11 protein-coding genes and 1 pseudogene are annotated in these 16,358 nt (G+C 38.0%); 8 read left to right on the top strand and 4 right to left on the bottom strand.

The window, feature by feature from the left end:
- Positions 1-33: 33 nt before the first annotated feature.
- The gene (locus ACTBZY_RS21295) at positions 34-1,710 is read left to right on the top strand and encodes a hypothetical protein (RefSeq protein WP_463048409.1); all 1,677 of its coding nucleotides are present in this window, start codon (positions 34-36) and stop codon (positions 1,708-1,710) included.
- Here the strand turns inward: ACTBZY_RS21295 and ACTBZY_RS21290 are convergent.
- Positions 1,707-2,021: a hypothetical protein gene (locus ACTBZY_RS21290; RefSeq protein ID WP_463048408.1), complete on the bottom strand. Its 315-nt coding sequence runs from the start codon at positions 2,019-2,021 to the stop codon at positions 1,707-1,709. The genes ACTBZY_RS21295 and ACTBZY_RS21290 overlap by 4 nt on opposite strands.
- A 338-nt stretch (positions 2,022-2,359) precedes the next feature.
- On the opposite strand from ACTBZY_RS21290, the gene ACTBZY_RS21285 reads away from it, so the two are divergent.
- The 6 genes from ACTBZY_RS21285 (at position 2,360) to ACTBZY_RS21260 (ending at position 10,933) form a co-directional block, all read left to right on the top strand.
- On the top strand, positions 2,360-2,863 hold the full coding sequence (locus tag ACTBZY_RS21285; RefSeq protein WP_463048407.1) for a ferritin: 504 nt from the start codon (positions 2,360-2,362) through the stop codon (positions 2,861-2,863).
- A gap of 538 nt (positions 2,864-3,401) precedes the next feature.
- Positions 3,402-4,439, top strand: a complete 1,038-nt coding sequence (locus tag ACTBZY_RS21280) for an imelysin family protein (RefSeq protein ID WP_463048406.1) — start codon at positions 3,402-3,404, stop codon at positions 4,437-4,439.
- Between the two features lie 24 nt (positions 4,440-4,463).
- The gene (locus tag ACTBZY_RS21275) at positions 4,464-5,615 is read left to right on the top strand and encodes an imelysin family protein (RefSeq protein WP_463048405.1); all 1,152 of its coding nucleotides are present in this window, start codon (positions 4,464-4,466) and stop codon (positions 5,613-5,615) included.
- Between the two features lie 68 nt (positions 5,616-5,683).
- Positions 5,684-7,072, top strand: a complete 1,389-nt coding sequence (locus tag ACTBZY_RS21270; RefSeq protein WP_463048404.1) for a di-heme oxidoreductase family protein — start codon at positions 5,684-5,686, stop codon at positions 7,070-7,072.
- Positions 7,073-7,111: 39 nt separating this feature from the next.
- Positions 7,112-8,455, top strand: a complete 1,344-nt coding sequence (locus ACTBZY_RS21265; protein WP_463048403.1) for an HTTM domain-containing protein — start codon at positions 7,112-7,114, stop codon at positions 8,453-8,455.
- A gap of 63 nt (positions 8,456-8,518) precedes the next feature.
- Entirely contained in the window at positions 8,519-10,933 is a 2,415-nt protein-coding gene (locus tag ACTBZY_RS21260; protein WP_463048402.1) for a TonB-dependent receptor domain-containing protein, read from the top strand.
- On the opposite strand, the gene ACTBZY_RS21255 is transcribed toward ACTBZY_RS21260, so the two are convergent.
- The 3 genes from ACTBZY_RS21255 to recJ form a co-directional block, all read right to left on the bottom strand.
- Positions 10,934-13,165, bottom strand: a complete 2,232-nt coding sequence (locus ACTBZY_RS21255) for an APC family permease (RefSeq protein WP_463048401.1) — start codon at positions 13,163-13,165, stop codon at positions 10,934-10,936.
- A gap of 64 nt (positions 13,166-13,229) precedes the next feature.
- Positions 13,230-13,967 carry an LPS export ABC transporter ATP-binding protein gene (gene lptB / locus ACTBZY_RS21250; protein WP_463048400.1) on the bottom strand — a complete coding sequence of 246 codons (738 nt, stop codon included), beginning with the start codon at positions 13,965-13,967 and terminating at the stop codon, positions 13,230-13,232.
- 172 nt (positions 13,968-14,139) lie between these two features.
- Complete coding sequence (gene recJ, locus ACTBZY_RS21245) at positions 14,140-15,855, bottom strand: single-stranded-DNA-specific exonuclease RecJ (RefSeq protein ID WP_463048399.1); 1,716 nt, start codon at positions 15,853-15,855, stop codon at positions 14,140-14,142.
- A 215-nt stretch (positions 15,856-16,070) separates the two neighbouring features.
- Here recJ and ACTBZY_RS21240 point away from each other — a divergent pair.
- Positions 16,071-16,358 (top strand): annotated as a pseudogene (locus ACTBZY_RS21240) (hypothetical protein); the annotation flags it as partial.

Raw genomic sequence — 16,358 nt, 5'->3', positions numbered from 1 at the left:
AAATTTGAGCCTAAATACCTAATTAAAGAGCAATTGAATTTTATCAGACCATTGGTCTTTCTTCTGATTCTTACGCATTTTGTAAAAGGTCAAAGTGCATTTGTTTCTTTCGATGATGACTATTACCACAAGATTGAAAGGCTAGAGCTTAAGTCTGGGAAGTTAAGTAATGACTTTCACGATGACGTGAAACCTTATGAGCGGATAGCTATTTCAAATTTTTTGGATGGCTTGGAGATTCCTGATTCGATGATGTCGTCTGTGGATTCGTGGAATTTGAATTATTTAAAATCTGATAACTGGGCTTATGTTTCAGATTCTTTGTTAGGTATAGGAAAACCTTTTTGGACACATTTTTTTCAAAGAAGGGCCAATTTCTATGCGATAAAGAATGAAGATTTTGACATTCATGTTGACCCTGTTTTTCAGTTTGGAGGAGGAAGTAACTTTAGGGATAGCCATAAAGAAGGACAATTTGTAAACACCAGAGGAATTAGTGTTTATGGTACTGTGAATAAGAAACTAGGCTTTTACACTTTTTTTACCGAGAATCAAGCTTCCACACCTTATTATATAAGAGATTATCAAAGGCAAACAGGAGGCTTTCCTTATTCTGGCTTTACAAAAATTATCAAAGAAGATTCTTCCAAACTAGGAAGAGACTATATGCAGGCGATTGGTTATTTTGTTTTTAAACCATCCAAAAGTATAAACCTAAGATTTGGGCATTCTACTAACTTTATCGGTTCTGGAATAAGATCTATGATTTTGAGTGATTTTAGTGCTCCTTATTTAAACCTAATGGTCAATGTGAAAATGGGGAGGTTAGAATACCATAATATTTTGGCAAGAATGAATAATACCCAAGAAGATGTGGGTGTTGCCAATACGGAACCTATTCCTGCTAAATATATGGCTTTTCATCATTTGAATGTGAACCTTTCTAAAAAACTGAACATTGGCCTTTTTGAAACGGTCATGTTTGGAGACAGGGCTTTTGATCTCAATTATTTAAACCCCATCATTTTTTATCGTTTTGTAGAAGGATTAATAGGGAGCAGAGACAATGCCATAGTGGGTGCGGATTTTAAACTGCTTTTAGGGAAATCGTTCTCTCTTTATGGACAATTTGTTTTAGATGAGTTTAACTCTGCAGAGAGCAAAAAAGAAGGATGGTATGGAGAAAAAAATGCCGGTCAGTTAGGTCTGAAGTACATCGATTTCTTAGGGATAAAGCAACTGGATTTACAAGCAGAGTATAATTTTGCAAGACCTTATACTTATAGCCATTTCAGTACTTTTACCAATACTGTAAATTATAATGTCCCTTTGGCTCATCCTTTGGGAGCGAATTTTAAGGAATTTCTTTTTGTGGCCAGGTATCAACCGACCCCAAAGCTATCTTTGAAGGGAACATGGATGACAGCCCTGAAGGGAATAGATATAGATACCGAAAATTGGGGTGGCGATATTCTTAAAAGTTATAGAGATAATAGACCAAGTGATTTTGGAAATTTCATTGGTCAAGGTACCAAACAGAATTTATACCTATGGCGTATGGAAGCTGCTTACATGTTAGGACATAATTTGTTCTTAGATGCCTCTTTTCAAAATCGTAAGGAATTTTACAAAGAATTGAAAGATGTGAAAACTTCTCTTTTCAATTTCGGCGTAAGATGGAATATTGGAAACCAGCAGCTACTCTTCTAAAACGGGTTTTTTACAATATCTAAAGTGTTCAATTTGGGGTTAAGGGTTTGCTGATTGATAGAGACCTTAAAAAAAGCAGTTCCTTTGCTTTTGAAAACCTTCACATAGACTCCTCGTTGTTTTATAGCCCTATATATTGCGGTATAATTGAAACCGTCCAACTCCCATTCATTAAGCAATAGTGTTTCCTTCAAAGCTTCATATGCTAGTGTAAGATTAGAATAGTAGCCAAAGGTAGATGGACTGCCTTTTATGGAAATGAGCTCATGCCTAAAATTGACTTCAACAAGGATTATTTTTGAGGTTTTCACTGTAGAATGGAAGATTATAGGATGAAAATTTGAATTTAGCACAATAAATTGAAAAATAGTTTTATTATTTATCAATCGTGAAACAAATGATATGACTTTGGCGTTTTAGGGTCATTGTGTTTAACACATTAATAGACTTTTTATGTGATTTAGGAGCAGCTTTACTAAAAGGGCTGTTTTTTTGTGCTTGAGAAAAGCGTTTTGGAGAATTCTAAAATCTGACTCCGAATAAATTGATTCCCTTTATTTGTATTTAATTTAGACCATTTATAAATCTGTGTATTTGCGAACAGGGAAGAGGTCTTTTCTGTTAGGAATACGTAACCAATAAGAATATTATGATAAGTGAAAAAATGGAGCAAATGCTCAATGAACAATATAACAAAGAGGTCTACTCAGCAAATATGTATCTATCCATGTGTTCTTATTTTTTGGATAGAGATTTGGATGGTTTTGCCAATTACTTCAGAATTCAGTCCAAAGAAGAGTTGCAGCACGCCGAAAAGCAATTTAACTATGTGCATGAGGTTGACGGGAAAATTACGATAGGACTTATTGAAGCCCCAGAGAATAAGTTTGAATCCATTGTAGATTGTTTTGAGCAAACATTGGCTCATGAGAAATTGGTTACCAAAAGTATTTATGGCCTAGTAAGACAGGCTTTAGATGAAGGAGATTTTGCTACGCATACTTTTTTGCAATGGTTCATTACAGAGCAGGTAGAAGAGGAAGCTAGTGTAAAGGCATTATTAAAAAAGTTAGAGATGATAGGTGATAACTCTTCAGCATTATATTTACTAAATGATGAGCTTTTAAAAAGAGTGCTGGAGCCGGCAGTTTAAGACCCACAAAGATTCTAAAATCAAGCTACCTAATGGGTGGCTTTTTTTTGTTCTTGTTTTTTTAATCTTATTTAGACTTAATATAAATAAAATCATTACTTTTGTCGCAACATTATTTAAAGAAAATGGAAAGTAACGAATTATACATTTTTGAAGAGTCACAGGAGAAAGATAAAAATCCATTTTTTACATCTCCTTTTGACAATGAATGTTGCGTTTTAAAGAAATGTTGTAAAGCGTATAAAAAGAAGGGTCGCCATTGTAAAAAGTGCCCTAAGCTTTAATGAAGGCCTATTTAAATGTTCTTCATCCAGAAAGTAATTGCTTTTTGGTACTTTTTCGTTATTTGATTTAACTATAACTTTCTCCTAAAAAATTATTTAAAATAATTCTAAATAGGGTTGATACTATAAGTCCCTAGAGGTATTTTTGTGCCTAGTTTTTAATTATTCTAAATATAATTAAGCTATAGCGACTCATGTATTTCCTGTGAATGTCGCTAGGAAAACTTACGACTAGTACGTAAAACAGATATTTAATGTACAAGATTTTATTTCTTTTGGGGCTTATAGGACTTTTAGGTTGCAGTGAAACACAGGAGCCTAACAGCGAGGTTAAATTTGATAGAACTCAGTTCTTAGAAAGCTATGCCGATAATTTAATTATTTCAGGTTTTGAGGCAGCTAGCTCCTCAGCTAAGACTTTAGGGGTGGCTATTGAGCATCTAAATAATGGAACGGGGAGTTTAGAGGAATCTAAAATAGCTTGGAAGAATGCTTATCAATCCTACCTCAATGTTTCTCAGTATAACTTTGGGCCTGCGGAAGAAAAAGTTTTGACCAAATCTCTGGTGGAAGAACTAGCGACCTTTCCGGTAGATGTTTCTTCATTAAAATCTAAGATTAATTCAGGAGATTTTAAGATGACGGATTCTCAAAGAGCTACACGCGGTTTTTTGGCGATGGAATATATTCTTTTTGAGAATGCCGATGTGGCCTCTTTCCCATATTTAAAGGCTATTGCAGATGCTACAAGTGCTAGATTAGAAGTTGTTTTGACCGAATGGAAATCTAATTATAGAGCTGAGTTTATTGCTAATAATGGTACTTCAGCCGGAAGCTCTACTTCTCAGATGTATAACGAATTTTTGAAAAGCTTTGAGGGTCTTAAAAATTTCAAATTAGGTTTACCATTGGGTCTTAGACCTGGTCAGACAACTGCGGTTCCTCAAAACGTGGAGGCTTATTATTCAGAAAATTCCTTAGCATTTGCAAAGCAGCATTTTAATGCTCTAAAGACCTTTTGGATGGGCTACAGTCAAAAGGGTTTTAGAGATTATTTACTTTCCGTAGAAGGAGGCGAAACGTTGGTTAATAGCACCGAACTACAAATAAATGAAGTGGAAGTGGTCTTTGGGGATGTAATTGAGTCTGATTTCCTAGAACAGAATTTAGACGGGAATGAGAGGCTAATAGCACTGCATACTGAGCTTCAAAAGCTAACAAGATTTTTTAAAAGTGAAATGTCATCCTTGCTGGGAATCGCAATAACGTTCAGCAGTGGTGATGGAGATTGATTTTAACACCCAATAAAAATAAAAATGAAAAGACTTATTCTTTCCTGTGTCATATTATTTGCAGCGTTTTCTTGTGATGATCAAAACGAAGAACCTACACCAGGTGTAGCTTTAGAAAATGAGGTTTTATTGCAATATGCCAGTTTGGTATATGCCAATTACGATGACGCTTTACAAACGGCTTTAGCACTTCAAACAGCTGTAGAAGCATTCGTAGCTTCTCCTTCGGAAGCTTCTTTAAAGACAGCAAAGGATGCATGGCTTGCTGCCAGAAATCCTTACGGTCAAACAGAAGCGTTTAGGTTTTATGGAGGCCCTATTGACAGTGAAGATGGACCAGAGGGTCTATTGAACGGATGGCCATTAGACGAGAGTTATATCGATTACGTGGTAGGAAACGCAGAAAGCGGAATTATAAACGATCGCGTGAGCTTTCCAACTTTGAATAAGCAAACCTTAATGGATGCTAATGAAAACGGTAGTGAGACTAATTTAAGTACTGGATATCACGCCATAGAATTTTTGCTTTGGGGACAAGACTTTAATGACAATGGCCCTGGAAGTAGACCTTTCACCGATTATACTATAGCAGAAAATGCTGACAGAAGAGCCACCTACTTAAAAGTGGTTACAGGGCTTTTGATAGAGAACTTAACAGAAATAAGAGCTGCTTGGGCACCAGGAGCGGCGTACACGACATCTTTTGTGGCAGGAGGAAAAACTTCTATTACCAATATTTTAAGAGGAATAGGTGCTTTAAGTAAAGGTGAGTTGGCTGGAGAGCGTATGACAGTGGCTTTAGAAAATGGCGACCAGGAAGATGAGCACTCTTGTTTTAGCGATAATACAAAGGCAGATATCGCTATGAATTTTAAAGGAATTGAGAATGTTTACAAAGGTTCTTATACCAGTTCAAAAGGTACAGTTACTAGCGGAACGTCACTTTCTGATTTATTAGGAGCTGCAGATGCTGCTAAAAACACAAGCGTATTAAACTTACTGGTAGAATCTGGTGCTAACATTGATGGCATTCCGTCTCCATTTGACGCTGCTTTAAGAGCAGGTGATCCTAATGGAAAAATAGAAAGCTCTATCATTTCTTTAAGAAAGTTGAGCGATGCTATTGTGGATGCTGCATTAGCGATAGGAATTCAGGTGAACGCCAATTTGGATTAAGAGATAAATATAACCTTTCAAGGGTAAGCAGAGGCTTTTAAGGTCTCTGCTTATGTTGTTTTTTTAAGATGAAGAACTTTTCGCATAGTCTACTGTTTGTTTTGGCCGCTACAATTTTGTTAAATTGTGAGAATAAAGATGCTCTTTCCCCCGAAGGACAATATGAGGAAAATGAAGAATATGCTGGAGGTAACTTAACCACTTTTGACTTGAGTGAAAACGCTTTTGGTCACTCTGCTCCAAATTTGAGTTATGAAGAAGAAAACGCTTTTGTTGTCGGTAATTCTTTTTTTAGGTCAAACTGGACAACGGCTCCGGCATCAGCATCTGCCAGGGATGGTTTAGGTCCTGTTTTTAATGCAAGTTCATGTGGCGGATGCCATCCTAAAGATGGTAGGTCTGCTCCACCTCTTACTTTTGGTGAACCTTTAAGTGGTCTTCTTTTTAGACTCAGTGGGGTCAATGGTTTACCAGAGCCGACCTATGGCGAGCAGCTGCAAGATAAAGCCATTCTAGGAAAAAAACCTGAAGCAAAAGTAGGTGTTAAGTATACCGAAATTTCAGGAAAATATCCAGACGGGCGTATTTACAGTCTGAGAAAACCAAGCTATGAATTTTCGGAGTGGGGATATGGAGCTATAGAAAGTGGTTTTCTTTTTTCTCCTAGAGTTGGTAATCAGCTTGGCGGAGTAGGTCTTTTAGAGGCTATAAGCAAAGCAGATATCTTAGCTAAGGTGGATGAAAACGACGCAGACAATGACGGAATTAGTGGACGAGCCAATTACGTTTTTGAAGAAGTAACGCAAAGTACTGTTTTGGGTAGATTTGGATGGAAGTCTAATCAGCCTAGTTTGTTGCAGCAGACTGCCGGAGCTTTTAATGGCGATATTGGTATCACCAGCTCGGTTTTCAGGAAAGATCATACCACGGAGCTTCAGCAGGAATTAAAAGATGTGGCTAACGGCGGAGAGCCAGAAATATCTGATAAAAACCTTAATGAGGTTGTATTTTACTTACAGACACTCAGTGTGCCTGCCAGAAGAAATGTAAAAGATGCTGATGTCTTAAAGGGGAAGCTTATTTTTAATCAAATAGCCTGTGCTTCTTGTCATACGCCAAAGTTCAAAACAGGCATTGAACATAGGATTGCCGCTTTAAGAGAGCAGACTATAAGGCCATATACAGATTTATTGTTGCACGACATGGGAGACGAACTGGCGGATAACAGACCAGATAATCTGGCAACAGGAAAAGAATGGAGAACTCCCGCACTATGGGGCTTGGGAATGATTCAGACCGTAAATAATCATACCTTTTTATTACATGACGGCAGGGCAAGAAATATAGAAGAGGCGATACTTTGGCATGGTGGTGAAGCTAAAGGTTCCAAAGAAAAATTTGTTAATTTGCCAGTACAAGATCGTAAAAGCCTTTTAACATTTTTGGAAAGCTTATAAATCATGTTCGGCCGATGGACTAAATTTCTTTTTAAGGAAGTGCCAATTTACCCCTTGGTAACCTTTAGAGTTGTGTTTGGTTTATTGATGGTTGTTTCTACCGCCAGGTTTATGTATCTCGGTTGGATTACGGACCATTTCATCAACACCCATTTTCAGTTTAAATATTTCGGATTTGAATGGGTCAATTTATTAGAGCCTGTTTGGATGTATGTCCTGCATATAATCATGCTTTTGGCCGCTCTTGGTCTTATGCTGGGGTTTTTATACCGACTTTCGGCTGTTCTTCTTTTTGTTTCTTTCACTTATACAGACCTCATAGACCTTACCTATTATCTCAATCACTACTATTTTGTAAGTCTGGTTTGTCTGCTTTTAGTGTTTATTCCGGCTCATAAATATTGGAGTATAGATGCTAAGATTTGGCCCCTATTATTCTCCAAAAGCACGAAGGCTTGGCATGTGAATATCATCAAATTTCAGATTTTTGTGGTGTACTTTTTTGCAGGAATTGCCAAAATAAATTGTGACTGGCTTTATAATGCCTTACCGATGAAAATCTGGCTTCCAGCACATGATACGGTGCCTGTTTTAGGAAGCATTTTTAGCCATAGCTTTTCACCTTATGTTTTTAGCTGGATGGGCATGTTTTACGATACCTTCATTGTGTTTTTTTTGCTGTTCAAACCTACGCGGTTTTACGCTTATATTTTGGTCATAATCTTTCATGTAATGGTAGGCGTTTTGTTTCAGATTGGGATTTTCCCGGTGGCCATGATAGGGGTTACGCTTATTTTCTTTTCTAACGAATGGCATCAAAATAGAATTTGGGCGTTGAAGAATTCGAGGTTAGGTGTTTTCTTCAGAAGGATTTTTGAAAGAATTACGCCGTCAAAACCTTTAGGTTTTCGATGGTATAAAGGCGTAAGGGAGGATGTTGTAGCTGGTTTAATTACTTGTTATCTCGTTTTTCAACTATTTTTTCCTATGAGGTATTTACTTTATTCAGGAAATATGTTTTGGACCGAGGAAGGGTATCGATTTAGTTGGCGAGTAATGCTTATGGAAAAGGCAGGAACAGCCACATTTTATGTGAAAGATGGTGAGACTGGAAGGGTGGGCATTGTAGACAATAGTGAGTTTCTGAATACACATCAAGAAAAACAAATGGCTTTTCAGCCAGATATGATACTCCAATATGCCCATTTTTTAGGCAAACATTATGAAAAACTTGGGGTACAAAAACCAGAAGTTAGGGTGGAAGCATGGGTGACCTTAAATGCAAGACCTAGTCAGCTGATGATAGAACCAAACGTAGATTTAATGACCATTCAAGACGCTTGGCAACAGAAGCATTGGATTATTCCTTTAAATCCATATTAAATTAATGGCTTAAATTTATTTAGACTGGGTCTAAAGAGTTATCTTTGTGCCTCAGAAATTTTTATGAGGTACTTTATCACTTTTTTCTTCCTAATTCCCGTCTTGACCATAGGTCAAAATGGAGACCTTAAAGGAATTGTTCTAGAGACGAGTTCATTGTCTGCATTGCAAGATGTGATAGTCAATATAACGTCTAGGTCAGAAGTTGCTTTTACAGCCAAGGATGGTTCTTTTGTTTTTGAAAACTTACCTTTTGGAGACTACGATTTATACTTCAAGCTCCTTGGTAAATCTCCTTTAAGCTTACATATTAACCATTCTACTAGTACTCCTTATTTAAGAGTGGAATTGGAGAACAATTCTCTAGATTTAGAGGCTGTAACCGTTAATGCAAAATCTGACAATTCGTTTGGTCGTACGCATTTAAAAGCAATTCAAGGAACGTCTATTTACGAAAGCAAGAAAAGTGAAGTAGTGATTTTGAAAGATATTTCTGCCAACTTATCTACCAATAATGCTCGTCAGGTATATGCTAAAATTACAGGTCTTAATATCTGGGAAAGTGATGGAGCAGGTTTACAATTAGGCATAGGAGGAAGAGGTTTGAGTCCAAACAGAACCGCCAATTTCAATACCCGTCAAAATGGTTATGATATATCAGCAGATGCTTTAGGTTACCCAGAGAGTTATTATACACCACCTACAGAAGCTTTAAGGAAAATTGAAATTATCAGAGGTGCCTCGTCTCTGCAATATGGCACACAGTTTGGCGGAATGCTCAACTTTGTATTTAATAAAGGTCCGAAGGATAAAAAGATAGCATTGACGAGTCGCCAAACTTTAGGCAGTTGGAACTTTCTAGGTTCGTTTAATAGCATAGGTGGGACCGTAGGTAAATTGAATTATTATGCCTTTTATCAACATAAGCAGGGAGATGGCTGGAGGCCAAATGCTGGTTTTAAGCAAAATAATATTTATGTGGATCTGACTTATAATTTTACAGACAACTTCAGTTTAGAATTTAATCATACCTATAGTAGCTATACCGCACAGCAGCCAGGTGGATTAACAGACGCCCTTTTTGACCAAGACCCACGCCAGTCTTTAAGAGAAAGAAACTGGTTTGATGTTGATTGGAATTTGACCGCACTTACTTTGGATTGGAAACTTTCAGAGAAAACTAGAATAAATTCCAGAACATTTGTTTTGGATGCAGGCCGTGCCGCATTGGGGAATTTGGAGCGGATAAACGTGGCCGACTTTGGAGGAGATAGAACCCTGATAAAAGGCAAGTTTGACAATATAGGCAACGAAACGAGATTATTAAACCGCTATGATTTGGGCAAAGAATACGGTGCTTTTGTCATAGGCACAAGATATTACAGAGGTGTCACCACTTCCATTCAAGGAGACGGGTCGGATGGCTCAGATGCTAATTTCAGTTTCAATCATCCCGAATATCCTGAAAACTCAAGCTTTAGTTTTCCAAACACTAACTTTTCTGCTTTTGTAGAAAATATCTTTAACCTTTCGTCAAAGTTCAGCATTACTCCGGGAGTAAGATTCGAGTATATCAATACGCAATCTGAAGGTTATTACAGGCAGCGAGTATTTGATTTTGCTGGCAACATCGTTGCTGATACCAAGATTGAAGACAATCTATCAAGAAACCGTTCCTTTGTGATTTTAGGTTTGGGAGCTTCTTATCGCAAAAATGACGATTTGGAAGTCTACGCTAATCTGTCGCAGAATTACCGAGCCATCAACTTCACAGATTTAAGGATTGTGAATCCAAATTTTGCAGTAGATCCAGACTTGAAAGATGAAAAAGGATACACGGCAGATTTAGGTTTAAGAGGTAAGGCTAGCAATTATTTCACCTATGATTTAAGTCTATTTTATATAGCTTATAAAGGCCGAATAGGTCAGATATTAAAAGCAGATCAGCCGCCATTGTATTTGGATTACAGACTTAGAACGAACGTGGCCGACGCCAGAAATATAGGTTTAGAGTCATTCTTAGAATTAGATATTTTAAAGGCCTTAAGACCTAAAAGTATAAAATCGCTATCTGTTTATGTCAACGGGGCTATTGTAGACGCCAAGTATATCCATACTGAGGAAACCAGCATTAAAGGTAAGAAAGTGGAAATGGTGCCACCCGTCATGCTGAGAACTGGCATTACTTATAGAGATAAGTCATTCAGTTCGTCTGTTCAGTTTTCTTATGTTGGAGAGCATTTTACAGATGCTACTAACGCCATAAGGACAGCCACAGCAGTAGAAGGAATTATTCCTTCTTACCAAGTGGTAGATCTTTCGGCTGCATACACCTGGAAGTGTCTAAAACTAGAAGCGTCTGTCAACAACTTATTGAACCAGATGTACTTCACCAGAAGAGCGGAAGCTTATCCTGGTCCAGGCATTATTCCATCCGACGGAAGAGGTTTTTATACCACACTAGGGATAACGCTTTAGTTACTTAATCTGTTTCCCTTCTTCGGTATTCACAAAAAGAATATTACAAAGGTCTCCATATCCTTCAAAAACAGCTGTCCCAAATCGTTTCAAAGCTTCACTCAGGAAACCTAGAATTAACATATCAGCATCAGGTGAGTTTTTATTGATGATACTATTGAGGGAGACATCTTCGTCGCGGTCGATAAAAACAATATTTTTAGCCGAGATAGGTAATTGACCTAGGGAAATCATATTGTTTATTTTTTCCTTTTCTTGCTGAATAGATGCCTTTGGGAAAACATAGAAAACTTTTATTATTCCGTTTTTCCAGTCTGGGTGTGCAGAAATAACATAGGCCATCAAAATCATGAGGTTAGCGTTTTCATAGTCGGAGCTGGTTATCCAAACATGGATCTCATTCATGAGTCCAAACTGCCTTTCCGAAGTTGACAAGATACCAATGTCAAAATTTGACGCTTGAATGAGCTTGAAATTGTCAACAATCGTCTGAATTTCCGATGGGTTGTTTCTGGCATGGTCAAACAATAGCATATTATTTTCAGTACCAGAAATACTAGGCAATTGCACCACCTGAGATATGGATCCCTCTAGGGTTTGATTGATAAGTGTATCTATATAAACTTCACTATTGGTGGCCTGAGCCATTTTTATTATCCTGTTTTTCATCAATCTTGCATCTTGATTGGCTTGTTTTGACAGATAACCGTCAATGTGATGGATATATGTTCCGAAGCCGTATTTATGAGAAATCCACCTGATAAGGTTAAAGGCATCGAGCCTTTGAAAGGTATGGGGACTTAAAAAGACGGCAGATGGTCGCCAGCTCTTATTATCCTCCTTATCCGATTTCTGTAAGAAAACATGAATTTTTCTACTTACCTGATACATCACTCCTTGAAAAATTACAGCAATGTTTTTCTTATCTGTCGTAAAATAATTTAATGTGAAATAAAGAGCTAGCATAAAGAAGATAGAGATAAAAGCATAGCCCGAATTCATAAAGAACATTAATCCAAAACATGCTACAGCTCCAAATAAACTGATATACCATTTTGACTTAAACCTTGGTCGGTACGATGGGTCGCCCGCAAAATGCTGCATAAAGGAGATCAAACACAAGGAACCATAGGTTACCATAAAAAACATTGAAATAACTTCAGCTACGGCATCCAGTTTACCTAGAAGAATAAAAAAGAGGGCAATTGTTCCTGTAATAATGGAGGCATTATAGGGATCGTCTCCTTTCCCTTTTCCTTGAGCCAACCAAGAATTTATGGCTGGGCCCGGAAATACCTTGTCTTTTGCCATGGCTTGAAGTGTTCTAGGAGCCACTAAAATGGAGCCAATAGCAGAAGAAATGGTTGCGGCCGCCAATCCCAATGGGATTAACCACCAGCCTTGAATGGCAATGTCGGACATTACCAAACGAGAAGTGTCCGCTAAAAGAGGAAGAGGGGCAGAATTATAAAGCTTTAAGGCTATCAAAACATAGATAATCATGCCGAAAAACGTTGCGGCCATGGTGCCAAGTGGAATAGATTTTCCAGGGTCTTTTAAATCTCCTGACAAACCCACTCCAGAAATAATACCCGTAAATGCAGGAAAAATAATGGCAAAAACGGTAAACAATGAAACTTCTGGAATAGGTGGAGGAGGGGTGGCTAATGGGTCTAATTCAATAGGTTTTCCCATGAAAAATGCTATCAATGCTACCGTCAAAATAGCAACAACCCAATATAAAGTTTGTATCCCCAGTTTCGCACCTTTAGTGAGAACAATAGCTGTAAGTGCAAAAAGAGCAGGAATCGCTAAAGTTTGACTTTGATGCAGTAGCCAATCTGCCCACGGAAGGAAAATGTAATGTTTGAAAAGCCAGTCGAAAAAAGGTGAAAAAGCTTCGGTAAATGCTAAAATATAAAACGCCACGCTGATGGCTTGAGATAAATATAATGCCACACCTATGGTAGAGCCTATTACAAGACCGAAAGATCTAGAAAGAATATAATATGCACCGCCACCTTCAACTTTTATGTTTGTGGCAATTTCCGAAAGAGCCATGGCCGTAGGGATAGTCACGGCATGCCCAATTAAGACAATAATAAGGGTGCCTCCTAGGCCTACAGTACCCACGGAGTAGCCAAACCTTAAGAAAAGAATGGCTCCAAGAATAGTGGAAATAGCAGTAAAGAAGACAGGGGCAGTCCCGAATTTATTTTGATTTTCTGTCATAATAGGATTAGGGTGATGCTGTCAGTTTCGTTTGGGTTAGAAAAGTTTAGAGTGGCGTTTTAAATTAAACCTTCCGCTTTAGCTCAAAATGTTTTCCAAGATACACTCTTCTTACCATTTCGTCGGCAGCTAGTTCTTCCGCAGAGCCATGTTTTAATATTTTTCCTTCAAAAAGAAGGTAAGCCCGATCTGTGATAGATAGCGTTTCGTTCACATTATGGTCGGTTATTAAAATTCCGATGTTCCTATGTTTCAATTTGGCCACAATGGTCTGGATTTCTTCCACGGCTATCGGATCAACTCCTGCAAATGGCTCATCCAATAAAATGAATTTAGGGTCTACGGCTAATGCTCTAGCTATTTCGGTTCTTCTTCTTTCTCCACCAGAGAGCACTATACCCTTGCTTTTTTTAACATGTTCTAAGGAGAACTCTTCTAGTAGTTGCTCGGTTCTTTCCTTTTTCTCTACTTTGTTCAGACTAGGCAAGGCCAGTTCCAAAACACCATAAATATTCTCCCAAACCGTAAGGTCTCTAAATATAGAGGGTTCCTGAGCCAAATAACCCAAGCCAAGTTTGGCTCTTTTATACATCGGTAAATGAGTAATGTCTAGGTCGTCAAGCCAAATTTTACCAGAGTTGGGTTTCACTAGACCCACAGCCATATAAAAGGAAGTGGTTTTTCCGGCTCCATTTGGACCCAGAAGACCCACAATTTCCCCTTGTTCTACTTGGTAGCTTACTTGATTGTTTACCAGTCTTTGACCGTATTTTTTAATAAGATTTTCTGTACGAAGTATCATTTATTAGTATCAGGTTCTAGTAATATAGGTATTTCATGGTTTAGGCTAAGTATTTTTTCATAAAAACCAAAATAGCACACTTTTGCTAGATTGAAATTATATTCGGGCTTTTAAATACCTCTCATCATTTGCCACAAATATAACGGCGAGCAAGCGGTTTTTGAATATAGCTTTAGAACTTTATGTCTTTCAGGAATAGCTGTAGGGTACTCACTCCTTTGAAGTTATTTTCTTCCAGCGTATAAACGATGTGAAAGCCATCGGTATTCATTAATTTATCATAAAATGCTTCTCGCATTCCAAAACCCAAGGCAGTCATCGTGGTACCAGTTTCTTTTTCTACCAGTTCCAGTTTCAAATGTTTCTCTTTCAGTATCCTTGGTGGAGCGGCTAAAACAAGCTCATTGGTTTGAAAAACGGGATGCATATTTTTGGGGCCGAAGGGACCCATTTGTTTCATAATCCTATAGAACTTCTGGTTGAGGTCTTCTAATTTGACTTTGAGATCAATGTTTATCTGAGGAACGAGCTGTTCATCGCTTATGTTTTTGGTTACCTCTTGGTTAAAAGCCTGTCTAAATTCGTCAATGTTACTAATCGGAATGGTCATTCCTGCAGCATGCATGTGGCCACCAAACTGTTCTAAAAGGTGAGAACAAGCCTCTATGGCGTTATATAAATTAAAACCAACCACAGATCTGGCTGAGCCCGCGGCCATATTGCCTTTGGTTTTAGTGAAAATAACGGTAGGTCTGTAATAATGCTCTATGCATCTCGAGGCCACTATCCCAATTACCCCCTTATGCCAATCTTCCTGAAATAACACCGTGCTTTTGGCTTCATTCAGAAGCCAATCATCTTCTCTTATTTTTGCCAAAGCCTCTTCCGTGATTTTAGCATCATGCGTTCTTCTTTCTAGATTATGGTCTTGAATGGTGTAAGCAAATTCCACGGCTTCTTCATAGTTAGAAGATAATAATAGTTGTACCGCGGCTTTAGCGTGTTTTATTCTTCCAGCGGCATTAATTCTTGGGCCTATGGTAAACACCACATTTTCAATGTTCATTTCTCCATTAACACCCGCCACTTCTTTAAGGGCTTTGAGCCCTGTTCTTGGGGCATCATTTATTTTCTTAAGACCGTAAAATGCCAAAATCCTATTTTCTCCTACTATGGGTACTATATCGGAAGCTATGCTGACCATAGCAAAGTCTAAGTAAGCATAAAGTCTTTCAAGGTCAATCTTATTGTTGATGCAATAGGCGGTAAGTAATTTAAACCCAACACCGTTTCCTGTCAACTCTTTGAAGGGGTAGGGGCAGTCAGTTCTTTTCGGATCTAATACGGCTATGGCCTTCGGCAATTCGTTTCCGGGCTCATGATGGTCACAGATTACAAAGTCGATGTTTTTTTCTGCTGCGTAATCTACTTTGTCATTAGATTTAATACCACAATCTAAGGCTATTATTAAGGAGGCACCTATGGACTCTGCCCAATCTATGGCTGTGAAAGAAATACCATATCCTTCTTTGTATCGGTCTGGGTTGTAGTATTCCAAATTGTCATAAAATTCGCTTAGAAAGCCGTATACCAAAGCTACGGCAGTGGTGCCATCCACATCGTAATCTCCATAGATAACTATCTTTTCTTTCTGGTCGATGGCCTTCTGAAGTCTGCCCACTGCCAGGTCCATGTCTTTCATTAAGAAAGGGTCGTGTAGATTGTCTAAAGAGGGCCTAAAAAAGTATTTGGCCTCTTCAAAGTTTTTAATACCCCTTTGCCAAAGCATTGTGGCAAGGGGTCTTTCAATTCCTAAGTCTTTGATGAGATTTGCTATGATCTCTTCTTCTTTTCCGTCGGGCATGAGGTGCCACCTTTTTTCAGTCATTGTGTAAAATTAGCCAAAGTTTGGCATAGAATTTGGATGTTTATATTTTGTGAAATCGAAATCCTGTTTCTATTACGTTAGAGGATTTATGAATTACTAGTTGGTCATGAAACTTAAAGTAATTTGTTAAGTTTGTCGAAAACAGTAAAATGGACGTCGTGGAGGCGTTCATTTTTTTTTGCATCTACTTTAATTTGAATTACGTATTTGGTGCAATGAAAAGAATAAGCTGTGTTTTATTAATTCTAATTAGTACTTCTGTTTGGGCTCAAGAAAAGAAACCAATACTTAGAGATAAATCTATTTTAGCGTTGCCTGTAGTTTTTAGATTCCCAGAAACTGGCTGGGGAGGTGGTGTGGCAGGTACGGCCAGCTGGTCTTGGGCTAGAGATAGTTCTTGGTCAAAGCCCTCTCAGGCTTCATTAGGGCTCACTTATACGCAGAATAAGCAAATTTTAGCATTCCTGCCTTTTCAAATATTTTTTGATAATAATAATTATTTC

Source organism: Arcticibacterium sp. (assembly GCF_055134445.1).
This window is presented reverse-complemented; position numbering and strand designations above follow the sequence as displayed.